21 protein-coding genes are annotated in these 24,245 nt (G+C 58.3%); 7 read left to right on the top strand and 14 right to left on the bottom strand.

Annotated features, from left to right (window positions below):
* Positions 1-65: 65 nt before the first annotated feature.
* From der to ACR0A1_RS02775, 3 genes are read right to left on the bottom strand one after another with little or no spacing between them, the layout of a single operon-like run.
* Positions 66-1,529, bottom strand: coding sequence for a ribosome biogenesis GTPase Der (der, locus tag ACR0A1_RS02785; RefSeq protein WP_480613186.1), 1,464 nt, complete (start codon positions 1,527-1,529; stop codon positions 66-68).
* Between the two features lie 49 nt (positions 1,530-1,578).
* Positions 1,579-2,901, bottom strand: coding sequence for an outer membrane protein assembly factor BamB family protein (locus ACR0A1_RS02780; protein WP_480866155.1), 1,323 nt, complete (start codon positions 2,899-2,901; stop codon positions 1,579-1,581).
* A gap of 40 nt (positions 2,902-2,941) precedes the next feature.
* Entirely contained in the window at positions 2,942-3,613 is a 672-nt protein-coding gene (locus ACR0A1_RS02775) for a hypothetical protein (RefSeq protein WP_170396370.1), read from the bottom strand.
* 226 nt (positions 3,614-3,839) lie between these two features.
* Between ACR0A1_RS02775 and ACR0A1_RS02770 the strand changes: the two genes are divergently transcribed.
* Together ACR0A1_RS02770 and ACR0A1_RS02765 are read left to right on the top strand one after the other, a co-directional pair.
* A complete protein-coding gene (locus ACR0A1_RS02770; RefSeq protein ID WP_170646411.1) occupies positions 3,840-5,063 on the top strand; it encodes an efflux RND transporter periplasmic adaptor subunit in 1,224 nt (407 codons plus the stop codon).
* On the top strand, positions 5,060-8,875 hold the full coding sequence (locus tag ACR0A1_RS02765; protein WP_480866152.1) for an efflux RND transporter permease subunit: 3,816 nt from the start codon (positions 5,060-5,062) through the stop codon (positions 8,873-8,875). Before ACR0A1_RS02770 ends, ACR0A1_RS02765 begins: the two co-directional genes overlap by 4 nt.
* Before the next feature lie 46 nt (positions 8,876-8,921).
* Here ACR0A1_RS02765 and ACR0A1_RS02760 read toward each other — a convergent pair whose 3' ends face one another.
* The 3 genes from ACR0A1_RS02760 to ACR0A1_RS02750 all read right to left on the bottom strand — a co-directional run bounded on the left by ACR0A1_RS02760 (position 8,922) and on the right by ACR0A1_RS02750 (position 12,593).
* Complete coding sequence (locus ACR0A1_RS02760; RefSeq protein WP_480866150.1) at positions 8,922-9,245, bottom strand: hypothetical protein; 324 nt, start codon at positions 9,243-9,245, stop codon at positions 8,922-8,924.
* A 136-nt stretch (positions 9,246-9,381) separates the two neighbouring features.
* Positions 9,382-11,193, bottom strand: a complete 1,812-nt coding sequence (locus ACR0A1_RS02755) for an ABCB family ABC transporter ATP-binding protein/permease (protein ID WP_170565844.1) — start codon at positions 11,191-11,193, stop codon at positions 9,382-9,384.
* A gap of 59 nt (positions 11,194-11,252) precedes the next feature.
* The gene (locus ACR0A1_RS02750) at positions 11,253-12,593 is read right to left on the bottom strand and encodes a LysM peptidoglycan-binding domain-containing protein (RefSeq protein WP_480866148.1); all 1,341 of its coding nucleotides are present in this window, start codon (positions 12,591-12,593) and stop codon (positions 11,253-11,255) included.
* A gap of 126 nt (positions 12,594-12,719) precedes the next feature.
* Here ACR0A1_RS02750 and ACR0A1_RS02745 point away from each other — a divergent pair, with 126 nt between their 5' ends.
* Positions 12,720-13,271, top strand: coding sequence for an LOG family protein (locus ACR0A1_RS02745; protein ID WP_480705195.1), 552 nt, complete (start codon positions 12,720-12,722; stop codon positions 13,269-13,271).
* Between the two features lie 47 nt (positions 13,272-13,318).
* Here ACR0A1_RS02745 and ACR0A1_RS02740 read toward each other — a convergent pair whose 3' ends face one another.
* Both ACR0A1_RS02740 and ACR0A1_RS02735 read right to left on the bottom strand, forming a co-directional pair.
* Positions 13,319-13,771 carry a baeRF12 domain-containing protein gene (locus tag ACR0A1_RS02740; RefSeq protein WP_170396355.1) on the bottom strand — a complete coding sequence of 151 codons (453 nt, stop codon included), beginning with the start codon at positions 13,769-13,771 and terminating at the stop codon, positions 13,319-13,321.
* A gap of 284 nt (positions 13,772-14,055) precedes the next feature.
* Positions 14,056-14,655: a superoxide dismutase gene (locus tag ACR0A1_RS02735; RefSeq protein ID WP_113789565.1), complete on the bottom strand. Its 600-nt coding sequence runs from the start codon at positions 14,653-14,655 to the stop codon at positions 14,056-14,058.
* A gap of 101 nt (positions 14,656-14,756) precedes the next feature.
* Between ACR0A1_RS02735 and ACR0A1_RS02730 the strand changes: the two genes are divergently transcribed.
* Complete coding sequence (locus tag ACR0A1_RS02730) at positions 14,757-15,524, top strand: FkbM family methyltransferase (RefSeq protein ID WP_480866145.1); 768 nt, start codon at positions 14,757-14,759, stop codon at positions 15,522-15,524.
* A 109-nt stretch (positions 15,525-15,633) separates the two neighbouring features.
* Here ACR0A1_RS02730 and ACR0A1_RS02725 read toward each other — a convergent pair whose 3' ends face one another.
* The 4 genes from ACR0A1_RS02725 to ACR0A1_RS02710 form a co-directional block, all read right to left on the bottom strand.
* On the bottom strand, positions 15,634-16,200 hold the full coding sequence (locus tag ACR0A1_RS02725) for a sarcosine oxidase subunit gamma family protein (RefSeq protein ID WP_170422292.1): 567 nt from the start codon (positions 16,198-16,200) through the stop codon (positions 15,634-15,636).
* Positions 16,193-19,207, bottom strand: coding sequence for a sarcosine oxidase subunit alpha family protein (locus ACR0A1_RS02720; RefSeq protein WP_480866143.1), 3,015 nt, complete (start codon positions 19,205-19,207; stop codon positions 16,193-16,195). The genes ACR0A1_RS02725 and ACR0A1_RS02720 overlap by 8 nt, the downstream gene beginning before the upstream one ends.
* Before the next feature lie 43 nt (positions 19,208-19,250).
* The gene (locus tag ACR0A1_RS02715) at positions 19,251-19,580 is read right to left on the bottom strand and encodes a sarcosine oxidase subunit delta (RefSeq protein ID WP_480866141.1); all 330 of its coding nucleotides are present in this window, start codon (positions 19,578-19,580) and stop codon (positions 19,251-19,253) included.
* Positions 19,581-19,668: 88 nt separating this feature from the next.
* Positions 19,669-20,913 (bottom strand): sarcosine oxidase subunit beta family protein, encoded by a 1,245-nt coding sequence (locus ACR0A1_RS02710; RefSeq protein WP_170396345.1) that lies wholly within the window; start codon positions 20,911-20,913, stop codon positions 19,669-19,671.
* 178 nt (positions 20,914-21,091) lie between these two features.
* On the opposite strand from ACR0A1_RS02710, the gene ccmI reads away from it, so the two are divergent.
* The 3 genes from ccmI to ACR0A1_RS02695 are packed head-to-tail and all read left to right on the top strand — an operon-like array spanning position 21,092 to position 23,024.
* Positions 21,092-22,312 (top strand): c-type cytochrome biogenesis protein CcmI, encoded by a 1,221-nt coding sequence (ccmI, locus tag ACR0A1_RS02705; protein ID WP_480866139.1) that lies wholly within the window; start codon positions 21,092-21,094, stop codon positions 22,310-22,312.
* Positions 22,309-22,773 (top strand): Holliday junction resolvase RuvX, encoded by a 465-nt coding sequence (gene ruvX, locus ACR0A1_RS02700; RefSeq protein WP_170403288.1) that lies wholly within the window; start codon positions 22,309-22,311, stop codon positions 22,771-22,773. Before ccmI ends, ruvX begins: the two co-directional genes overlap by 4 nt.
* 17 nt (positions 22,774-22,790) lie before the next feature.
* Positions 22,791-23,024, top strand: a complete 234-nt coding sequence (locus ACR0A1_RS02695; RefSeq protein ID WP_480752749.1) for a DUF1289 domain-containing protein — start codon at positions 22,791-22,793, stop codon at positions 23,022-23,024.
* Between the two features lie 9 nt (positions 23,025-23,033).
* Here ACR0A1_RS02695 and ACR0A1_RS02690 read toward each other — a convergent pair whose 3' ends face one another.
* The gene (locus ACR0A1_RS02690) at positions 23,034-23,234 is read right to left on the bottom strand and encodes a hypothetical protein (protein WP_223117863.1); all 201 of its coding nucleotides are present in this window, start codon (positions 23,232-23,234) and stop codon (positions 23,034-23,036) included.
* A gap of 280 nt (positions 23,235-23,514) precedes the next feature.
* On the bottom strand, positions 23,515-24,243 hold the full coding sequence (locus tag ACR0A1_RS02685; protein ID WP_170396335.1) for a SpoIIAA family protein: 729 nt from the start codon (positions 24,241-24,243) through the stop codon (positions 23,515-23,517).
* Between the last annotated feature and the right edge of the window lie 2 nt (positions 24,244-24,245).

The raw sequence follows: 24,245 nt of genomic DNA, 5'->3' as shown, positions 1-24,245 counted from the left end.
GAATGCTAACGCGCAGAAACGGGGCTGTCACGCCCCCTCTCTGAAAATGCTGGAAATTAGCGCAGTTACGCCCGTCCCTTGAGATGCTTGGCCAGTGCGCCTGCGTTTTTCTTGCGCCGCCCTTTGTAGGGGTTCTTATCGCCTTGTCCGCGCAACGTCAGGCGGATAGGGGTGCCCGGCATATCAAAATCCTCGCGCAGGCCGTTGACCAGATAACGCGAATAGCTGTCAGGCATCTTGTCCGGATGCGAACACATGACCACAAACCCGGGCGGGCGGGTCTTGGCCTGCGTCATATACCGCAGCTTGATCCGGCGCCCCTGCGGGGCTGGCGGCGGGTGCTGTTCCAGCATGGCGGTCAACCAACGGTTCAGCGCAGCGGTCGGCACGCGGCGGTTCCACACGTCATGGGCACGCAATATCGCGGCGCGCAAACGTTCCAAACCGCGGCCTGTTTTAGCCGAGACTGTGATCAGCGGCGCTCCACGCAACTGCGGCAGCAAGCGTTCGAAGGATTCTTTCAGATCGCGCAGCTTTTCCTGTTTGTCTTCTTCGATGTCCCATTTGTTGACGGCGACGACCACAGCACGACCCTCACGTTCGGCCAGATCGGCAATGCGCAGGTCCTGTTGCTCGAATGGGATAGCCGCATCCAGCAACACGACGACGACCTCGGCAAACTTGACTGCGCGGAGCCCGTCGGAAACCGAGAGTTTCTCAAGCTTCTCCTGCACCTTGGCCTTCTTCCGCATCCCGGCGGTATCAAAAATCCGCATCGGGGTGCTGTCCCCGTCAGGGTCGGCCCAGTCGATCCGCAAGCTGATCGCGTCGCGCGTGATCCCGGCCTCGGGGCCGGTCAGCAATCGATCCTCGCCGATGATCTTGTTGATCAGGGTGGATTTACCGGCATTCGGACGGCCAACTACAGCTACTTGCAGGGGTTTGTCAGCGGTGATCAGCGGGGATTCGCCTTCCCCGTCTTCGTCCAGCTCGATATCGGTTTGCGGTGTCTCTTCTACGCGCGCCTCTTCAGCCGCGTCAGCCAGTGGCATCAACTGCGCATAGAGGTCCGTCATCCCCTCGCCATGTTCGCCCGACAGACGCACCGGCTCGCCAAGGCCTAGGTTGTATGCTTCAAGCACGCCCGCATCTGCCGCGTTCCCTTCGGCCTTGTTGGCTGCCAGGATCACGTGTTTTGAGCGCTTACGCAGAATCTCGGCGAACATTTCGTCCGTGGGCGTCAAGCCCACCCGCGCGTCAATCATGAACAGGCAGACATCGGCCATGTCCACTGCACGCTCGGTCAGGCGGCGCATCCGACCTTGCAAGCTGTCATCGGTTGCGTCCTCAAGACCCGCCGTGTCGATCACGGTAAAACGCAAGTCGCCCAGCCGCCCTTCACCTTCGCGCAGGTCACGCGTTACGCCGGGCTGGTCGTCGACCAATGCCAGGCGTTTGCCCACAAGGCGATTGAACAGAGTGGATTTGCCCACATTCGGGCGCCCCACGATGGCGAGGGTCAGCGACATGATACTCAACTTTCAAGACTCAAGATGCGCCCTTTAACGCATCTTGTCGTCAACGGAAAGCGTGCAGTTCGCCCTTGGTCGACACAACATACAGCGTCTGACCCGCCACAACCGGTGCCGTGGTCGCGCCACCCGGCACTTCGACCTGATGCACCAGCGCTCCGTCGACGGGATTGAAGAAGCGCAGATAGCCGTCGTTCGAAGCCACGACAAGGCGTCCACCGGCCATGATCGGGCCGTAATGGGCAAAGATCGGACCCCGGCGGCCCGGCTTGTTCTTGACGAAGCCCGGCAGATCGATTGCCCAGACAGTCGAGCCATCGGCTGCATCCAACCGTACCAATTGACTGCGATCACTGATCAGAAAAACACTGTTCCCCGCCGGCCAGACTGTATCAACGGCCCCCTCCGGTGCAGTCCAGTTCCGCTCACCCGAATTCCCGTCGAAGGAAACCGTGCGCCCCGAGTGGTTGCCGATTATGACCGAACTACCCGACACCATGGGCCCGGCAGTCACATCCACGATCTGAGCTGCCGCTCGGCCCCGACGCCCGCCTGCAACGGACGCGTTCCAGCGTAAAATACCGCCCCGGCGGAATGTTGCCGCGACATCACCCGATCCAAAGGCAAAGACTGACAGGTCCGAGGCAATCACGGGAGCAGGTGCACCCAGAACGTTGCCGACGCTCGGCGTGCCTTCGATTTGCCAGATGATCCGCCCATCCTTGGTATTCACCGCCCAACCGGTTTCGTCCCCGGCCACCAGATAGAGTATACCGCCGCTAACCAAAGGAGCACCGCTGCCAGTTGCATTCAGACGTTTCTGCCACCTTTGCGCCCCGGATTTCGCATCGAGCGCGGTCAACCTACCGAAACCCGACGAGACATAAAGCACACCGTCGGCATAGGCGAGCCCTCCGCCTGTGGCATCCCCGTCCTTTTCATTCGGCGGGATCAGGTTTGTGCTCCAGGCGACCTGCCCTTGGGGCGTAACAGCCGAGACATTTGCCCCGGAATCGAGCGTATATATCAGGCCACCAGCAACAACAGGGTCTGCGGTGATCCGCTGTTTTCGGCTATCGCCGGACCCAATATTAGCAGACCAAATACGTTGCGGTGTGGCACTCAGCGCTGCGTTGGTAGTGCGGAAGGCGGGTGTACCCGCGCTTTGCGACCAGTTGGCGTTGCGGCTTTGAGCCGGTATACTGATCGGTTTGGTGCCACGGGTTTCAACGGTTTCGTTGTCGATGGAGGCACGAATATCCTCACGCTCACCCGGCAGAATGACTTCGGGTTCCTGACAGGCGCTGAGAACGGTGAGCGCGGCTGCCGCAACCGGCAATCCGAAGCCTGAGAAATAACGTGATAGCATAATCTACAAACTCGCCTGTGATGTTCCGTTTCGCTGCCGGTTAACCCTGCTGGTTCGCCACGGGCTCGGGTTCGCCCCCAAGCGCGACGATCAGTTGAGCCGCGCGCTGTTGCAGATCGACGCTGGCCTCGGCGTCCTGGCGCAACGCCTGCAAACGGTCCAAAGCGGCTTGCGTATTGCCCTCGGCCACATCGATCAGGGCCAATTGTTCTTCGGCGAGCAGACGCAAAGGAGCACCAGGTATGGCCAGCGCTTCGAACTGTTGACGACGATCCGCCACTGGCATCGTGTCAGTTTGCAGTAGCAATGCCTTGAAACTTGCAATCGCGCGATAGATTTCGGGCAAATCCCCCTGCGTGGCGATCGCGTTCAGACTGTTCACCGCATCTTGCGCCGATCCGGCCTCGGCCTGAGAGGCGGACAGCAACATGTTCAAAACCGCGTCACCGCCGACAGATGCAGCATCGATCGCCTGCAGGCTTTGTGCCCGCTCGGCCGATCCGTTTTCAGCCAGCGCCGACAGAATCGCATCACCCAGAGCCTCGGCCTGGTTGGTATCACGTGCTTTTCGGTATTCGTTGAACGCAGCGCCCCCGACAATGGCCACGACAGCCAGCACACCAACCCAGCCCCAACGGCGCAAAAGAAGGTACATGCGATCGCGGCGCACCTCTTCGGTGACCTCTTCAATAAAACTGTCGGCGTCGCTCATCCCTGCCCCTAGGCTTAAGTGTCCGGTTTTCTAGCGCCATGTCATACCCCGGCGATCAGGCCAAGCCAAGTGCCCGAATTCATACATTTGCCACCATGTGGGTGACCCTTGCGTAAAAAACTAAACCGAACTATTCAGTTCAGTATGGAAAAGACATGGCCACAGCCCCATTTTAAGGGATAGCGGCTAAAGCCGACCGCGCGAACAGATCTGGAGATTCTACCGCATGCGATTGATTTCATTCGTTAACGCCATTTTGGTTATTGTTGCGTTGTATTTTCTTGTTTTCGAGCGCGACGCGCTGTTTGCGTTTGCAGGTCGCGGAGACGAGCCATCCGAGACCGCGACCGAGGCCTCGGAATCGGTGCAATCACCGGACTCGATCGGCGTTGTTGTGCTGCGCTCGACCGCGCGCGAGATCGGCAGCGCCGTTCAATTACGGGGTCAGACCAAGGCAAACCGCCAGGTCGAGGTCCTTGCCGAAACCATTTCGACAGTCCTGTCCGAGCCCAAGCGCAAAGGAGCATTTGTCGAAGCAGGAGATCTGCTGTGCGAGCTTGATCCCGGAACCCGGCCCGCGAGCCTGGCCGAAGCCATGGCAGCCAAGCTTGAGGCCGAAAGCCGCGTTCCCGAGGCCGAAGCGCGCCTGGAAGAAGCTCACGCCCGTTTGGCTGAAGCCGAAATCAATCTGAAAGCAGCCCGCAAGCTGTCGGAAACCGGGTTTGGATCAGAAACGCGCCGTATCTCAAGCGAAGCCGAAATGAGCACTGCCGAGGCCGGAATCAAATCCGCCGAGGCCGGTCTGGAAGCTACGCAAGCTGGGATTGAAGCCGCCACCGCAGCAGTTGCAGCCGCCCAGCGCGAGATTGATCGCCTGACCATCAACGCCCCGTTCAAGGGTCTGCTTGAAAGTGATACTGCGGAATTGGGCAGCCTGATGCAGCCCGGCTCGCTCTGCGCAACCGTCATCCAGCTCGATCCGATCAAGCTGGTGGGTTTTGTGCCTGAATCAGAAGTGAATCGGATCATTGTCGGATCGATGGCAACTGCGCAGTTGGTTACGGGTCTGCAGGTCGAGGGGCGCGTGACCTTCCTCAGCCGTTCGGCCGATGAAACCACGCGGACATTCGAGGTCGAGATCACAGTGCCAAACCCGGAACTGCTGATCCGTGACGGCCAAACCGCCAACATTCAGATCGCGGCCGAAGGGGTCAAGGCACATCTGCTGCCCCAATCCGCACTGACCTTGAACAATGAAGGTGAGCTTGGTGTTCGCACCGTGGTAGCCGACAATGTCGTTGATTTTGTTCCGATCCGCCTTCTGCGTGACACCGCTGATGGTGTATGGGTTGGTGGCCTGCCGGAAACTGCTGATATCATCGTGATCGGGCAGGAATTCGTCACACGTGGTGTGACGGTCGCGCCGACATACAGGGAAGTATCGCAATGACGGGTATCGTCAGTTGGGCCGCAAGCCGTGCCAGAATGGTGCTGGCTTTCATCGCGATTTCGCTGGTTATCGGCGGGTATGCTTATGTCGGGCTCCCAAAAGAGGGTGAACCCGACATCGATATCCCGATGCTCTTTGTGTCGGTGCAGTTTCCAGGGATTTCAGCCGAGGACAGCGAAAGCCTGCTGATCAGGCCGATGGAAACCGAGATGGCCGATCTCGACGGGTTGGACACGATGACCGCCACCGCCGCCGAGGGCTACGCAGGCATTCTGCTGGAGTTCGAGTTCGGTTGGGACAAATCCGCCACCATCGCGGATGTTCGCGATGCCATGAACACCGCGCAAGCTGATTTCCCTGATGGGGCTGAGCAATACACGATTACCGAGGTCAACTTCTCCGAGTTTCCCATCGTCATCGTCAACCTGACCGGCCCGGTACCAGAGCGTACAATGGCGCGCGTTGCCAAAGATCTGCAGGACGAACTTGAGGCGTTGGACGCAGTGCTGGAAGCTGGCATTGCCGGAAACCGCGATGAAATGCTTGAGGTCGTGATCGACCCGCTGCGGCTTGAGGCCTACAACGTCACGGCCGCCGAACTGATCAACGTTGTGCAAAACAACAACCAACTGATCGCTGCAGGTGAGGTCGAGACCGAACAGGGCACGTTCTCGGTCAAGATCCCGTCGTCATTTAAGACTGCTCAGGACGTCTATGGCCTGCCCGTAAAGGTCAACGGAGACCGCGTGGTCACCTTAGGCGAACTGGCCGAAATCAACTATACGTTTGAAGACCGCGCGGGCACGGCCCGGTTCAACGGCGAACCCACCGTCGCGCTGCAGGTGGTCAAGCGCAAGGGCTTCAATCTGATCGACACCGTTGCGCTGATCAAAGCCACTGTCGCCGAAGAACAGATCAAGTGGCCAGCCGAGCTGCAGGCCGCTGTTGATGTGGGCACCTCGAACGACCAAAGCCGCATCGTCGATTCAATGGTGCGCCAGCTTGAAGGATCGGTTCTGACCGCCGTCGCGCTCGTGATGATCGTGGTGCTGGCTTCGTTGGGAACACGCGCCGCGTTGTTGGTGGGTTTTGCCATTCCTACCTCGTTTCTGTTGTGCTTCGCCTTCCTCGCGATGATCGGGGTCACCATCTCGAATATGGTGATGTTTGGCCTGATCCTTGCCGTGGGCATGCTGGTCGATGGCGCCATCGTTGTTGTGGAATATGCCGACAAGCGCATTAAAGAAGGCGTTGGTCCGATGCACGCCTATGTCGAGGCGGCGCAACGGATGTTCTGGCCGATTGTTTCGTCGACGGCCACTACACTGTGTGCATTTCTTCCGATGTTGTTCTGGCCCGGTATTCCCGGCGAGTTCATGAAGATGCTGCCCATCACGCTGATCTTCGTTCTGTCGGCCTCGCTGATTGTGGCACTGATCTACCTGCCGGTCGTGGGCGGTGTCTCGGGCCGTATGAGCCGCAGTTTCGAGCGCAGCTCGAACTGGCTGCGAGCCCGCACGCCTTGGTGGCTGCGAGTGCTTCTGGTGCCGCCTTCATTATATATGATCTTCCTCGGCGCGATGCAGGTTTTGAACCCCAACTATCTGCTGCCCGGCGGTTCACTTGCTGGCGTGCTGCTGTTTCTGTTCGGCGCCTTCGCTGGGTCGGTCACGCTGAGTGCTGCCAAGATCGAACGCGCCCCGGATGAACATGTTCATACCGCTAAAGAGCACACGCCCTTCGGTTATTTGATCAAGTTCCTGGTCGGCAATCCGGTCATGCCGGTGGTGTCCATCGCAGTCGTCTTTGCGGCGGTGTTCTGGGTCGCATTCATCATATTCCCGCAAAACTCTCGCGGTGTTGAATTCTTCGTGGAAAGCGAACCGGAACAGGCCACGGCCTATGTCCGGGCACGCGGCAACCTGTCTCTGGCTGAAAAGGACGAAATGGTTCTTGAGGCCGAGCGCGTAATCAGCGAACACCCGGCGGTGATCAACGTATTTGCCTTTGCGGGCGAAGGTGGGCTCAATCAGAACAATGGCGGTGCAGAAGCCCCCGCCGACACAATTGGTCGCGTCCAGTTCGAGCTCATTCCTTGGGAAGATCGCCCAATCAGCTCTGAACAGATTACCGGTTGGTTCTGGGGACCGATTGCAGGTCTACTTGGCTTTGCAAAGGAAGAAGTCGCGGCGGAATATGACGGCAATTTTGTTCTGGACGAACTGACCGCAGAGCTGGCAACCCTTCCTGGCTTTATCGTTGATCTTCAGGCGCTGGAACAAGGTCCCGCTTCCGCCAAGCCCGTTCATCTGCGCATCAAAGGCGATAGCTGGGAGGATCTGACGGCCGCGACCGTCACAGCACGAGAAGCCTTTGACACCACACCCGGCCTGATCAAGATCGAGGACACCCTGCCCCTGCCCGGCATCGACTGGCAGATCGACGTGGACGTGGCCAAGGCGGGTCGATTCGGCGCGGACGTCGCAACCGTTGGCGCGATGGTACAGCTTGTGACGCGTGGCATCTTGCTGGGTGAAATGCGACCGGATTCAACCGATGAAGAGGTAGAAATCCGCGTCCGCCTACCTGATCAGGATCGCGTCCTGTCAACGCTGGATACGCTGAAAGTTCGCACACCGGACGGGTTGGTCCCCCTGTCGAACTTCGTCACCCGCAAACCCGTGGCCAAGCTCGCCGAGATCAATCGCGCGGATCAACAGCGCTACTATGACGTTAAAGCGGATGTCGAGCCTGGGCTGAGCAAGATCGTGACCACCGGTCCTGACGGTGCAGAGCTGCGTTTGGCAACCGTGCGCGCGATTGGTGAAGGTGCCACACCAACTGGCAGCACGATTACCAGCGCGGACGGGGCAGAGTTCGAACTCGTTCAACTAACGGGTGCCGAGAACGTGGGTGAAGTGCGGTCCGCCATCGAAAGTGGTGACGCTCGGTTTGCCCTGATAAATCCGAACGAACGGATTGCCGTGCTGACCGAGTGGCTGGAAACCGATCCATTTGGTCGCACCATCACTTGGGAATGGACCGGCGATCAGGAGGATCAGGCTGAAAGCCAGGCGTTCCTGTCCAGCGCATTCCTGGCAGCACTGGGTCTGATGTTCGTGATCCTGCTGGCGCAGTTCAACTCGTTCTACAACTCGGTGCTGGTGCTGCTGGCCGTGGTTCTGTCTACGACCGGCGTGTTGCTGGGCATGATGGTAATGCAACAACCGTTCTCGATCATCATGACCGGGACCGGGATCGTGGCGTTGGCCGGTATCGTGGTGAACAACAACATTGTTCTGATCGACACCTATCAGGAATATAGCGGCTACATGTCTCGCATTGATGCCATCGTCCGCACGGCTGAGGCGCGCATCCGCCCGGTTCTGCTGACTACGCTGACAACAATGGCGGGTCTGACCCCGATGATGTTCGGCCTGTCGCTGGATTTCATCGGCGGAGGGTATTCGATCGACAGCCCCACGGCACTGTGGTGGAAACAGCTGGCCACGGCGGTGGTCTTTGGCTTGGGTACGGCCACGGTGTTGACACTGATCGTCACGCCTTCATTCCTGGCGCTGCGAGTGTGGGTCACAACCTACGCGGTATGGCTGGGTAAGGCGCTGGCACGCGCCACGGCGGGTCGATCCAGCCAAATCGCGCAGGACATGGCAATCGGCCAAAGCGCGAGAGATGTGCAAGCAGCCGAAATGATCTGGACCGATGAACAGGACAAAGCTGCCCCTGATCAGAGCGCTCAGGACGACCGCCCTGATCATCCTCCAACAACACCGTTGAAGGCGGCGGAATAAAAAAAGGCGAGCCTTCGGGCTCGCCTTTTCAATTCTGGCAGACGCGTTACTCGACGAACGCGTATTCGCCCAGATCACACAGGTTCAGACCATAGTCTTCAATTGAGTCCCCGTCGCTGAAAACACCGCGGATGTCATAGACACAGGTGGTCAGCCCGTCCGCAATAAGGACGTCTACTTCGTAATCCGCGCCCAGATAACCACCCTCAAGCAGGTTGCCTTCCCAGCTGCCGGACGAGGCCGGAGACACGTTGAACTCAACCAGGTCATAGCTGGTTTCGTTGATAATCAAGAATTCCAGATCCTCGGCTGCCGCCGAAGTGGCCATCAACAGTGTTGCAGTCAACGCTGCTGCTGCTCGCATTTTCATGAAGTTTTTCCTTGTCTGTGTTTCGGTCTGCAAAGTGTCGCGGCGGCGGATCCGCGTCAAACGGAAACCGTACCACAGCAGCCGATTTTCTTTTCGAACCGATCCGCACAATCATAGGCAATCAAGGCTGTCGGGCCTAGGCCGCTTCGCTGTCGGCCTGTTGACGGTTCCATAGCTGGGCATATCGCCCTTCGCGGCTGAGCAGCTCATCATGCGTTCCCTGCTCAATGATCTCACCACGTTCCAGAACGACGATCCGATCGGCCTCGGCAATGGTGCTAAGGCGGTGTGCGATGGTGATCACCGTCCGCCCCTCACCCGCTCGGGCCAAAGCATCTTTGATGTCCTGCTCGGTATCCGTATCCAAGGCTGACGTCGCTTCGTCCAACAACAGGATCGGCGGGTTTTTTAGCAAGGTTCGGGCGATGCCGACGCGTTGCTTTTCACCGCCTGATAGTTTCAGGCCGCGTTCGCCGACCTTGGTATCGTATCCTTCTGGCAGGCTGACGATGAAATCATGAATCTGCGCGGATTTGGCGGCGGTCTCTACATCCTGCTGGGTCGCGCCTTCGCGCCCATAAGCGATATTGTATCGAATCGTGTCATTGAACAGGACCGTATCCTGCGGAACGACACCGATCGAGGCATGCAGGCTTGACTGGCTAACATCGCGCACATCCTGCCCGTCGATTTTCAGCGACCCGCCGGTGACATCGTAGAACCGAAACAGGAGCCGCCCGATTGTGGATTTCCCAGACCCGGTGGCGCCGACAATCGCAACGGTCTGACCGGCTGGTACGGCCAAGGAAACGCCCTTGAGGATTTCGCGATCAGGCTCGTATCCAAAGCGGACATCTTCAAGCGTGACCTCCCCACCATTTACCTTCAGGTTCGGGGCGCAGGGTTTGTCCATCACTTCTGCTGGCTGTTCCAACAGATCAAACATCTGCCCCATATCCACCAGTGACTGACGAATTTCGCGGTACACCGTGCCAAGAAAATTCAGCGGTACGGTTATCTGGATCATATAAGCATTAACCATCACGAAATCGCCGACGGTCAGCGCCCCCTTCTGCACGCCCATTGCAGCCAGAACCATCACGCCAATCAGGCCACATGTGATCAGGAACGACTGACCAAAATTCAGGAATGCCAGCGAATAGGCCGTCTTCAGCGCGGCCTTCGCGTAACCTTTCATCGAAACATCATACCGTTCGGCTTCGCGGGTTTCGGCATTGAAATACTTGACTGTTTCGAAGTTCAGCAGGCTGTCGATGGCGCGCTGGTTGGCCTCGGTATCCTGATCGTTCATCTCGCGCCGCAGCTTCACGCGCCACTCGGTCACCGCAAAGGTGAACCATATGTAAAGCGCAATCGTCACCGCAACGACGACCAGATACCAGACGTCGAATAACCATAGCAGGATGATCGACACCAGAAGCAATTCCAGGATCAGGGGCCCGATTGAAAACAGCAGAAACCGCAACAGAAACTCTACGCCTTTCACGCCCCGCTCGATTATCCGGCTGAGACCACCCGTGCGCCGGGTCACGTGATAGCGCATCGAGAGCTGGTGAATGTGCTGGAACGTCTCAAGCGCCAGCGCGCGCAGCGCGCGTTGCCCAACCGGCGCAAAGAACGCATCCCGCAATTGCTGGAAGCCAACAGTCATCATGCGGGCCACACCATAGGCAACGGTCAATCCGATTGCACCCAACGCAAGCGGCGGTACACCTTCGCCCGCCAAACCATCCACGGCACCTTTGTACAGGATGGGAGTATACACAGCGATCAACTTGGCCAGCACCAGCATCGCCATCGCCAAAATGACACGCCGTTTCACCCATGGCTCGTCCTCGGGCCAAAGATAGGGCGAAACCTTGCGGATGGTTCGCCAGCCCGAACGATGCTCGTCCGTGTCGGTTTTGATCGCGGATGGTTGTCTCATCACGTACCTTAACTGCGGTCAGAGAAAAGCCCTGGCCCGGGTTGGGCCAGTGGTCATGTTTATTCAGGAATGGTGAAAATCTGCCCTGGATAGATCAGGTCAGGATCACGGATCGAATCTTTGTTAGCCTCGAAAAGTTTGACATACAGCACACCGTCACCAAACCGGTCGCGCGAGATCGCCCAAAGCGTATCGCCTTTTTGAACCGTGACCGAGCGGATGGCCGGGGCATCGGTTGAATTCTCACCCGGTTCCGTGGCTTCGGTCGCGCGCAGGACCTCAACAGGTTCGCGTTTGAACGGTGTCTCAAGCCTGCTGACCACAGTGCCATCAGGGGCAACCTCATCCACCCTCAGAGTGTACACTCCGGGGTCAATGCCCTCGACCTCGCCGCGCCATTGCCCGTCAGTCGCTGGCGCAATGTCGGCCACAAGCTGGTTGTCCAGATACAAGCGTACGGCCGATCCATCCTGTGCCCGCCCGGTCAATTCCACATCACCCGCGTCCGAATAGCCAATCGTGTCCAGGGCAATCTGCTCTGGCGGCGTATCCTGAACAGTGGGTGCTTGCAAAAGTTCAACCCCTTCTTCGCCCGAGCGCAGGATCGCAACCTGCTGGTCAGGCGCGTCGCCTGATTCCGGCTGAGTTTCAGTCGCGGGCGCGGTCTCATTTACAGGTGGCGTAGCGGCACCTGCAACTTCTGGTTCATTCTCTTCGGTTTCAGCTTGGTTGGCTGCTTGCTGATCGCTTGATTCAGATTCGGTCGTCTGTGCCTCGGCAACCTCTTCGACCGGCTCATCGGCAGCGGGCTCTGACACGGTCGGCAGGACCGGTTCAGGCAGCGCCGCGATCAGATAATCATCTGAACGGCTGGTGTCTTCGCCTTTCCGGGTCTCAAGAACAAGCCCGCGAGCGTCGTCTGCAAACGGGATCGATACAAATTCGGCGAACTGGCCGCTGTCATCGACGGTAAAGCTGTGAACGGTCTCACCGTCCAGCAGAACACTGACCTCGGACCCCGGTTCGGCATTGCCGGACAGTACCGCGTTTCCATCGGACTCAACGAATATCTGATCCAGAACCGGCGCGGCCACAACCGGAACATCCGCTTCTTCGCTATCCGGAGTTTGATCGGAAATCTCGGGCGGTGTGTCTTCAGCAACAGATTCGCCGGCTTCCGCCGCCTGGCTTTCGGGCTGCGCCTCCGCTGGCTGGGTTTCCGGCTCGGCGACCTCCGCAATCGGCTCGGATATTTCGGTCGCTTCCTGCTCAGCCTGCTGTTCCGGCCCGCCGAACAGACCGGACAGGTACAACCCGCCCGCAACGAGCACCACAACGATCCCGGCAACCAGCCCCCATATGAAGGTACCAGAACCTCCGCTTCCCGATTTGGCGTTCATTCTTTTCCTTTCACTCCGCTCAGGAAATGCCCAGTTTGGCGCGCATTTCATGGAGCGGTTGAGCCAACCTATCAATCCCGCTATCAGGGGTCAAAACCCCTAACACAAGAGCAGAAAGCCCTACCTATGTCCCAGAAATCCGTCTGTGTGTATTGCGGGTCACGCAATGGTATGAATCCTGCCTACTCCGCCGCTGCCCACAGCTTTGGAACTTTGTTGGCCAACGAAGGCTGGCGGCTGGTCTACGGGGCCGGAGATGTGGGTCTTATGGGCGAGGTCGCGCGTGCAGCGCAATCGTCCGGCGGCGATACATTTGGTGTGATCCCGGTGCACTTGCTTCAGCGCGAGGTCGGCAAGACCGACCTTACCCGGTTCATCGTGACCGAGACGATGCACGAGCGTAAAAAAGTGATGATCATGAACGCGGATGCCGTAGTTGTCCTGCCCGGCGGCCCCGGATCATTGGACGAACTTTTCGAAGCACTGACATGGCGGCAACTGGGGCTTCATGACAAACCCATTCTGGTGATGAATGTTGACGGGTACTGGGACACGCTGCACACGCTGCTGGATCAACTGATCGGTCAGGGGTTTGCAGATGGTTCTCTGGCAGAATTCATCACCTGGGTCGACACACCGGATGCGACCATGTCCGCGCTTCGCAAATTACTGAACTAAAAAACTGGCAATCGGGCGGCGCAAGCCGCCCGATTGTCGGCATTCGTTTAGGCAGGTTTTGCCAATCGGGTCTTCAGTATCCGTTCGACCTTGTGCAAAGGGTGGTTTGTGAGTGTTTTGTCAACCTCGGCCACCACCTTTGCCAACACTTCACTGTGCAGCCGACGGCGCAACAGGCCCAGAACATGCGGACTGGCAACCAACACCAATCGTTTATAGGCCCCTTTCAGCCCCTTGCGATTCAGAAGGTTCGCCACATCCTGAACGAACAGAGATTTTGCGTGGGACTTCCATGTCTCCTCTTCAACTGCAGATTTCTGGTTCGGTCCCGTATCGGGTCGCCGCCCTGCCCTGTCACTTGGCTTTGTCGGTGCTGCGTCCTGTTCTTCGACCGACACGACGACCAAGTTGGGGTCCTGTGCGTCCGTGATATTCTCCATCACCAGCGCTTTTTCCCCATCGGCGATGATAACCCATGTTCCCTGTTCAAGTGCAGCCATTCGTGATCTCCTGTATCGCTTAGGTTGGCCTTCGCCTGTCCCTTAGACACACCTGTTTAACGATGCGGCGTTGGTGTTTCGCTCGCATTTTGATAGGTTTTTGGTTGATTGGCGGTACTCTCCCTCCGCCTACTTTACGTAGGTGCTGAAAGGCCGTGCACAATAGGTGGGATAATGAAAGTTGACGTACCGGCAGGTTTTTACCGGCCACCCATCAATTCATAACAAAAAGCCCGCCAGCATCACTGCCAGCGGGCCATTCATTAAGTTCTACCAAGTGGAAATCACATCCGCGAGGCAACGTTTTCCCAGTTCACCAGGTTGTCGAGGAAGTTCGACAGGTAGGCCGGACGCTTGTTGCGGAAATCGATGTAATACGAGTGCTCCCACACATCACAACCAAGCAGTGCGGTTTGACCGAAGCACAGCGGGTTCACGCCGTTTTCAGTTTTCGTCACTGCCAACGAACCGTCGGCATTCTTGACCAGCCACGCCCAGCCGGAACCAAACTGACCGGCACCGGCAGCGCTGAACTGCGACTTGAATTCGTCAACCGAACCAAAGCTCTCGGTCAGAGCCTTCTCCAGCTCACCGGGCATCGCGTTGCCACCGGGGCCCATCATCTCCCAGAACTGGTTGTGGTTCCACAGCTGGCTGATGTTGTTGAAGATACCGTTCTGCGCGACAGCATTTGCGTCGTATGTGCCAACGATGATCTCTTCCAGTGACTTGCCGTCCCACTCGGTGCCGGCGATCAGCTTGTTGCCGTTGTCGACATAGGCCTTGTGGTGCAGGTCATGGTGATATTCCAGCGTTTCCGCGGACATACCCTTGGCTGCCAGCGCGTCATGTGCATAAGGAAGATCAGGAAGTTCAAAAGCCATCTCGGCCCCCTGTTGAAAATGAATGTTGCGGTTCCAAAGGTTAAATGCTTTGACAGCCGCCGCAGGTCAAGGGCCGCAACACAAAAACCCGGAGGTCCGCGATGCTGACACAGGCGCGCAAAATGTTCTATCGCGCCCGCGGATACTATGCGGGCAACTTGAACGGTGAACCCTTTCGCCTGGACCCCTACCACTCGAAATTCTGGCGCAAGGTATCAGCCGGGGAGTGGGAACCCGAGACATTTTCGGTGCTGGACCAATATCTGTCGCCCGAACAGGACTATCTTGATATCGGTGCATGGATCGGCCCCACGGTCCTCTATGCCGCGCGCCGCGCTCGCCATGTGTGGTGTTTTGAGCCTGACCCAGTGGCTTACCGCCATCTGGTCTGGAACCTAGAGCTGAACGACATCCGAAACGTATCAGCCTTCAGCATCGCCTTGTCAGATGGGTTTGGAGTGACACGAATGGCTTCAGCGCACGGAGAGGCAGGCGATTCAACGTCATCATTGCTCCACGAAGGAAGCCATGGCACCGACGCACTTACCATCGGTTGGGATCAATTTTCTGAATCCGTCGACCTGACTGATGTTTCTTTGGTCAAAATGGATATCGAAGGCGCTGAATTTTCGGTCCTGCCTTCTATGCTGCCTTGGTTAGAAAAAGATAACCCTGCGCTGTTTCTCTCAACGCACGCACCTTATCTGAGCGCAGACAACCGCAGCGCGGCCATGAAAAAACTATCAGAAGACCTGGCTTTCTATCGCCAATGCCACGACCCACACACAGGCGAAACCGGTGAGTCTGCCCTCACGGGCCAGCGTGCACTCACTCAGTTCCCGACATTCCTGTTCAGCACGACCCCCTGAGACCCGAACCAGAGATCCGACCTTCATCTAAACATAATTACCCTGGGAGTGAGGCCGCAGGCCGAGGGGGCAAAGCCCCCTCACCCGCATATCATCAAGCGATCAGGGCTTAATAAACCCCGACCTCGCTGCCGGGCTGCGCCGCAACCTTCAGCAATTTGAACGCATAGTCCGCCGCAGAGCGGAAGCAGACGATGCGGAAAGTCTCAGCGTCGTCCATCCAGAAGGCACCTGCCACCTGCGCCAAACGCGAACGGCGGATCTGGCCGGGTTGGAATGCCTCGGCCGACAGCTCAACCGGAGCCAGCTTGCCCAATACCTCGCGCGCGTTCGCGCCCGAAACGCGGAATACGGCCCGCGCGTCGGAGACGTTGACCGCCAGCGCGTGCGTACCGCTTAGCGCGTTGGTCATCGCGGCCAGTTTGGCCTCGACCTCGGCATAAGGCACAAGCACCAGCAATTCGTCGGTGGACATCCAGCAAACACCGGTGTCGCCATTCACAAACGCTTCACGCTGACCGGGCACTTTCTGCCCGGTGGCGTCTTTGACAGCCTTAGCCAGTACCTTATCCGACAGATCACCGCGCAGTGTGATCATGCCCTGCAGGCCACATTCCTCGATCTTGGCGATGCCATCATATGAGGCGTGGTTCAGTGCGCTGATGGGTTCAGACATTCTGCTTCTCCCCGTCCTTGTCATAGAAGATCGGGTCCACGATCTTGGCCTTGTAGGTTTTGCCGTCAGTGCCCGGGAACTCGACCACTTCGCCCATCCGGTCGGGGCCGTGTTTGATCAGACCCATGGCGATGCCTTTGCCCAGATTGGCCGAATAGTATGTCGAGGTCACGCGCCCGATCATGTTGCGCTGACCGTTGGCATTGACGCCTTCGCCCACCGCATAGGCACCGTCCGGCAGAACCGAACCATCCACAGTCTCAAGACCGACCAGTTTCCAGCGGTCCGGATCAGCCATATGAGTCCGCGAATGGGCGCGTTTTCCAAGGTAGTCCTCTTTCTTTTTGGACAACGCCCAGTGCAGCCCCAAATCCTGTGGGATCACGGTGCCGTCGGTCTCATCGCCGATCATGATAAAGCCCTTCTCGGCACGCAGAATGTGCAGACATTCGGTGCCGTAAGGCATCACCCCGAACTCCTGCCCTGCCTCGATCAGAGCGTCCCAGAACGCCTGACCTTGGCTTGCAGGGACCGCGATCTCATAGGACAGCTCACCCGAGAACGAGATACGGTAGGCCCGCGCGTCGAACGCGCCGATCTTGCCATCGCGCCATTCCATGAAGGGCAGCGCCTCTTTCGACAGATCCATGCCGCCCAGCTTCTCAAGTACCTTGCGGGCGTTCGGACCTACCACGGCGACCTGCGCATATTGCTCGGTGACGTTCGCGACGTAGACTTTCCAGTCCCACCACTCGGTCTGCAGCCATTCTTCCATGTGGCCATGGATACGCTCGGCCCCGCCGGTGGTGGTGTGGCACAGCCACGTGTCCTCATCGATGCGAGCAACAACGCCGTCGTCGATCAGGAAGCCATTCTCGGAACACATCAGGCCATAGCGGCATTTGCCGACCTTCAGCGTGGACATCATGTTGGTGTACATCATGTCCAGGAACTTGCCTGCGTCGGGGCCTTTGACGATCAGCTTGCCTAGCGTCGAAGCGTCCAACAGCCCGAGGTTATCGCGGGTGTTTTTAACCTCGCGATTCACCGCATCATGCACGGATTCACCGGGTCGGACATAGGCATAGGTTCGGCGCCAATGGCCGACCGGCTCCCAATCGGCTCCGTTCTTATCGTGCCAGTTGTGCATCGGCGTTTGACGGATCGGCTGGAACACCTCACCACGCGCTTCACCACCAATCGAAGCCATCGAGATTGGAGTATATGGCGGGCGGAAGGTGGTGGTGCCGACCTTCGGGATCTCTGAATCCAGCGCATCAGCAAGGATCGCCAAGCCGTTGATGTTGCTCAACTTACCCTGATCGGTCGCCATACCCAGCGTGGTGTAGCGCTTGGTATGTTCAACGCTTTCATAACCTTCGCGCGCGGCCAGCTGAACGTCCGAGACCTTCACGTCGTTCTGGAAGTCCAGCCACGACTTCATGCGCAACTGAATGTCGGCATTCGCAGGCATTAGCCAGACTGCGGCCATCGGAGCCTCGGCCGTGGTTTCGCCCGAAGGAGCCTTGGTGCGTTTTGCCTTGTAACCGGCCGCCTTCGCCGCTGCTTTGCCTGCGGCATCCGCGTCGGTCAGAACTTCACCGAGAGCCAGAGGACCGTTGGACGAACCCGCGGCGATCACGAAGCCCTCGCCATCTGCACCCAGCGGAGGACGCTCGGGGTCGGGGCGGAAATGGGCGTTTGCTTCATCCCAGATCAGCTTGCCACCGCAATGCGACCACATGTGAACAACCGGAGACCAGCCGCCCGACATGGCGACTGCATCGCATTCGACCTCTTCCCGCGCACCACCGATGCCTTCCTGGTTGCACAGCGCAACTTTTTTGACGCGCTTGCCGCCCTTGACCTTGGCGATGGCCTTGCCGGGATCGACACGGATGCCTAGCTGACGCGCCTCTTCCGCCAGAGGTCCGGCGCTTGCGCGCGCATCGACCACGCGCAGAACATCCACACCGGCTTTCTTGAGTGCAATCGCGGTGCGATATGCGTCGTCGTTGTTGGTCGCAACGATCACGCGGTCGCCCGGGGTCACGCCCCAGTTCACCACATAATCCCGCATGGCCGAGGCCAGCATCACACCCGGAACATCGTTGCCCGCGAAAGACAGCGGACGCTCAATCGCGCCGGTTGCTGTCACGACCTGTTTGGCACGGATGCGCCACAGGCGGTGACGAGGGCCTTGCACGCCCGGAGTGTGGTCCGTCAGGCGCTCGTAACCCAGTACGTAACCGTGGTCATAGACCCCTGCCCCCATGCAGCGATTGCGCTGGGTGACGTTGTCCATTGTTTCGAGTTCGGAAACCAATTGTTCCACGAACTTATCCACAGGCTCACCGTCAATCGTGCCGCCATCAACCGGAGCACGACCACCCCAATGCGCAGTCTGCTCAATCAGCATGACCTTGGCACCGGACTGAGCCGCCGCTTTGGCCGCCTGCAGACCGGCAACACCGCCACCGATCACCAGAACATCGGTGAAGTGGTAGAAATGCTCATAGGTGTCTGCGTCACGGTTGTCCTTGTCGGGCGCTTTGCCCAGACCGGCGGACTGACGGATGAACGGCTCGTAGACGTGTTTCCAGAACGGCTTCGGATGGATGAACATCTTGTAATAGAAGCCAGCAGGCAGGAAACGCGACAGATGGGTGTTGATCGACCCGATATCAAACTCGAGGTTCGGCCAGTGGTTCTGCGACACCGAGGTCAAACCGTTAAACAGCTCGGTCGTGGTGGCGCGCTGGTTCGGTTCAAACCGGTTGCCTTCGCCCAAACCGACCAGAGCGTTCGGCTCTTCCGCGCCACTGGCAACGACGCCACGCGGACGGTGATACTTGAACGACCGGCCCATCATCATCTGGTCGTTGGCCAACAGGGCGGATGCAAGGGTATCGCCTTCGTAGCCCTGCATCGAGGTGCCGTTGAAGGTAAAAGTAACCTGTTTCGACCGGTCAATCAGCCGGCCTTGATTTGCGAGACGGGTGCTCATGTTGCGGACCTTTCGCAGGCGGAATTAAGGATGGCTGGGCGGATCATTTAAACTCTCTCCACGTCCAGCCGGGACGCTTGGCGGTGATGGCGTCCTTGATTTCTTGCGGTGGCTCGGTGGTCTGGGCCGGATATGTGCCGAACACCTCAAGCGTGTTGGTGCAGCGCGCCGCGTGAAACCACTTGCCACAACCGTTTGCGTGGCGCCAACGTTCGAAATGAACGCCTTTTGGGTTCTCACGCATGAACAGGTAGTCGTGGAACTCATCATCTGACGAGCCCGGGCCATAACGCTTCAAATGCGCCTCGCCACCTGCAGCCAGTTCAGTTTCTTCGGCTTCGACGCCGCAATAGGGGCATTTCAAGATCAGCATGTGATCATCCTCTTGGCAGCAGGCGAGACGTATCTGCCTGCAAATTCTGCGTGACGGGCGTGCGAGATTTTTCGACGAAAAATCTTCATCAGTGCGCCACCCCGGCCGCGACGCTTTCGTCGATGAAGCGGCCCTCTTTGAAACGATCCAGTGAAAAGGCTTCGGTCAGCGGTGAATGCCCCGTGGCCATCAGCTGTGCCATGCCCCAGCCCGATCCCGGAATGGCCTTGAAGCCGCCGGTGCCCCAGCCCGCGTTGATAAAGCAGCCATTAAGCGGTGTTTTCGACAGGATCGGCGAGCGGTCGCCGGTCATATCCACAATACCGCCCCACTGGCGCAGCATTTTCAGGCGCGAGATCATCGGGAAAGTTTCGACCAATGCGCGTACCGTTTCCTCGATATGATGGAAGCTGCCGCGCTGGGTATAGTTGTTGAACCCGTCCGTGCCACCACCAATCACCATCTCGCCCTTGTCGGACTGAGACATGTAGCCGTGTACGGTGTTCGCCATCACAACGACATCCATGCAGGGTTTGATCGGCTCGGATACCAGCGCCTGCAGCGCGACGGCTTCCAGTGGCAGTCGGAAACCCGCCATCTCAGCCAACTGGCCGGAATGCCCCGCAACCACGATCCCCAGCTTGTCACAATCGATGGCCCCTTTTGTGGTATCGACCCCGACAACACGACCGTTTTCAGACCGGACGCCGGTAACTTCGCATCTCTGGATAATGTCCATACCCATGGCCGAACATGCGCGGGCATAGCCCCATGCCACCGCATCATGGCGCGCGGTCCCACCACGTTCCTGCCAAAGCCCGCCCAGAACCGGATAGCGCGGACCTTCCAGATTAATGATCGGCACCAGTTCTTTCACACGCTCGGGCCCAATCCATTCGGTCTGAACACCCTGCAGCGCATTCGCATGCGCAGTACGCTGATAGCCGCGAATCTCGTGCTGGGTCTGCGCCAGCATGATTACGCCACGCGGGCTGAACATGATGTTATAGTTCAGTTCCTGGCTCAGATCTTCGTAGAGACCGCGCGCCTTTTCGTAAATCGCCGCTGACGGATCCTGCAGATAGTTCGATCGGATGATGGTCGTGTTCCGACCGGTGTTGCCACCGCCCAACCAGCCTTTTTCTATTACGGCAACGTTCTGGATGCCGTAGTTCTTGCCAAGATAGTAGGCTGTTGCCAGGCCGTGACCGCCGGCCCCGACGATAATGACGTCATAGCGCTTCTTAGGCTCCGGCGAACGCCATGCGCGCTCCCATCCGGTGTGATAGCGCAGCGCTTCGCGCGCTACAGCAAAGGCTGAGTAGTGTTTCATGTGCGAATCCGTCCGGTCTTCGATGATTGGGCGCAGGTATGCCGTGCCCGTACATTTTAACCCTGCCGCGCAACGCCGCAATAATGCACTATTGCGACATGAGCGCCCTTCGCGGCTATTTGTCCCTTTTTTCCATGCGCCGACAGGTCTAAGTCAGGGCAACCATTTTGGAGGGACCATGCCGTTCTGGGTTCTCATCTTCTTGATCGCGCTGCTGATCGCGGTTTTCCTGGGTTACACGATGCTGCGCGGTCGTCGCGGCTCCGGCCCGACAGCTGCTTATGATCTGCGAGTCTATCGTGAACAGCTAGCAGGCGTTGACAAAGACTTGGCGCGCGGAGTGATCGCGAAAGCTGATGCTGAGCGTGTACGCACGGAAATCTCGCGCCGTATCCTGGCCGCAGACGCGCAGATGCGCAATGAAGACAAAGGCACCGGGCCATCACGCTTGGTTACCATAATTGCGTTCCTCGCCATGGCCGCCGTTCTGGTTGGTGGCGGGTTGGCGATGTATCGCCAGTTGGGTGCTGCCGGTTTCCCTGACATGCCCCTTTCAGTTCGTCTGGAAATGGCAGAAGACCTGCGCGAAAATCGACCCAGCCAGGCTGAGGCCGAGGGCATTGCCACACCGGTCCAGACGCCTCAACTGGACGAAAGCTATGCAACTTTGCTGAACCGGCTGCGCGAAACAGTGGCCGAACGCCCCGATGATCTGCAAGGCCATACTCTGCTGGCACAGCATGAAACCAATGCGGGGAACTTCAAAGCAGGGTATGAGGCACAAACCCGTGTGATCGAACTGTCAGGTGACAACGCGTCGGCTCAGGCCTATTCGGATCAGGCAGAGATGATGATTTTGGCCGCTGGCGGCTACGTCTCACCGGAAGCGGAAGCCGCCTTGCGACAGGCGCTTGAGCGCAATCAGCGCTTGGGTCCTGCCCGGTATTATTGGGGGCAGATGCTGGCACAGACCGGGCGGCCTGATATGGCCTATCGCGTTTGGGTCGAAACCCTTAACGACGCCCCGGCTGGCGCCCCATGGGCGAATGCCATCCGGTCACAGATCGATGAATTGGCATTCCGCGCAGGCGTGTTTAACACACCCGACTTTTCTGCTGCATCCGGCCCTAGCCAGGACGATGTAAATGCTGCCGCCGAGATGTCGCCAGAGGAACGACAAGAAATGATCCGCGGCATGGTCGATGGCCTTTCGGACCGCCTTGCGACCGAGGGCGGGACACCCGAGGAGTGGGCTCGCCTGATTGCCGCCTTGGGTGTGCTGGGCGAAGGCCAACGCGCCATCAAAATCAGGAACGAAGCCAAGGAAGTATTTGCGGGTAACGCCGAAGCGTTGGAGATGATCGACGCTGCCGCGCTGCAGGCCGGAATCGCTCAATGATCCACGACGCGTTCGAAGACTTCGCAGCATCCCTGCCCCCAATGTCAGCCCTGATGGGGCTGGATCTGGGAGAAAAGACCATCGGCGTTTCCGTCTCGGACCGGATGCGCGGCGTGGCCACCCCGCTTGAGACGGTACGACGCAAGAAATTCACACTGGATTCCGCGCGTTTGATCGAGATTGTGACCGAGCGTGAGATCGGCGGCATTATCCTCGGACTGCCGCGCAACATGGATGGCAGCGAAGGGCCGCGCTGCCAGTCAACCCGCGCCTTCGCACGAAACATGACCCGTTTGACCGATCTGCCCATCGGTTTCTGGGACGAACGACTAAGCACCGTTGCGGCAGAAAAAGCACTGCTTGAGGCGGATACGACACGAAAACGTCGCGGACAGGTTATTGATCACGTCGCAGCAGGTTATATTCTGCAAGGCGCGCTGGACAGACTGCGCTTTCTTTGACGGATCGGAAAACGCCCATGACGAATATGGTTTGGAAACGGGACGAGCTCGAAAGCCCTTGCATCCAAATCTGCGTCGTTCATCCGACCGAACGTATCTGCACCGGCTGCTACCGCACCATTGACGAGATCACGCGCTGGTCAAAGATGGACAGCACCGAACGGGCCGAAATCATGCAGGATCTGCCGGAACGCAAACCCCGTCTGGCAAAGCGCCGTGGTGGCCGTGCCGCCCGGCTGCAAGGGTCCTGATCCGCAAGCCTAGTATTTTGGCGACCGCGTAGGCTTAAGATCACTCAGAGATTCGTGATCCCGCAACTCAGAACCGAACAGTTCAACCAGCTCGTTCTGGGTTGTCGTCTTTGCAGGTCGCGGGCGCAACTCAACTTCCAACTCGTGGCTTTCAGCCTGTTCGGGAGTGTCCTTCGAAAGAATGCGCTTTAGTACTGAGCGAAAAATCATTGCTCTTCCAATATGTAATAAACGACGCGCCACTGCGGGACCGTTCCGAACACCGAGGGGGAAGAGTCCGGAAGCTGTGTTTGAGTGAGTGGTGGCCCACAGCGACGCGAAACAGCTTGTTGCCTCTCCCTCTAAATCCGGGACAGGTAAGGACTTTTTAAGTTATTTGACCAACCAGTCAATAATAGCGCTAACTTAAAGTTGCATTCCGTAACGTCAACGCAAAAAAGAACAATGCCTATGATTACAAGGCATTGTTTCTGAACTATTTTTAGAGCATTTAGCCAGTCGCAAGCCAGGTTTTTGCATTCTCGTATTCCTCAGCCGGGAAATACTGGGTCCGCGTTCCCAGAACATGGCTGGCCATGCGTTGCGCCATTTTTTGCCATGTCTTGTCACCGACAATCGCTGCACGATCCAGCATCCCAATATGACCAGCCGCCAGTCTGAAATGGGCTGCCATTGCAGTCAGACCCTGCCAACCATCGAACTCGCGCAGATCGATCAACAGGCGAAACCCGTCACGTTCGCGCAACAGCGCATCAAGATCGGTTTGAGCCTGACCGTATTCCTGTGAATCCAGTTTGCCCATCAGGCTGATCTGCACGCAAGGTCCGCCCAGATCCGTCACGTGGATCGCCCCGAGAGATTCGCGCATCCAGCGACGCGCTTCCTCCACCTCATCCATTCCAAAAACGTGCACCGGGCAAGGCAGGATCGGGGCAGCCAGGCGGACGCTTGTTTGCACCCATCCCTGGTCCGCCACAACGCCAATCCGGTCGAATCCGCGCCAATGGCTGAGCCCCAACTTGGTATCAGACCATGCGGCACCCAGATCATATCCCTTGAACTCGGACCCAACGATCGCCAGCAGACGTATGGCGTCGTGCTCTTCCAATGCGGCCTCAATAGCGGGAACAAGCGTGCTCGCGTAATCTGCGCTAGTGACCTCGCCCGAAAGCTCGACCTCAATGAGGGCACCATCTGCATTCGTGTGAACCGTAATCATCG

Source organism: Ruegeria sp. D6, assembly GCF_056534365.1.
The sequence above is the reverse complement of the archived record's forward strand: the minus strand, read 5'-3'. Positions and strand labels throughout refer to the sequence as shown.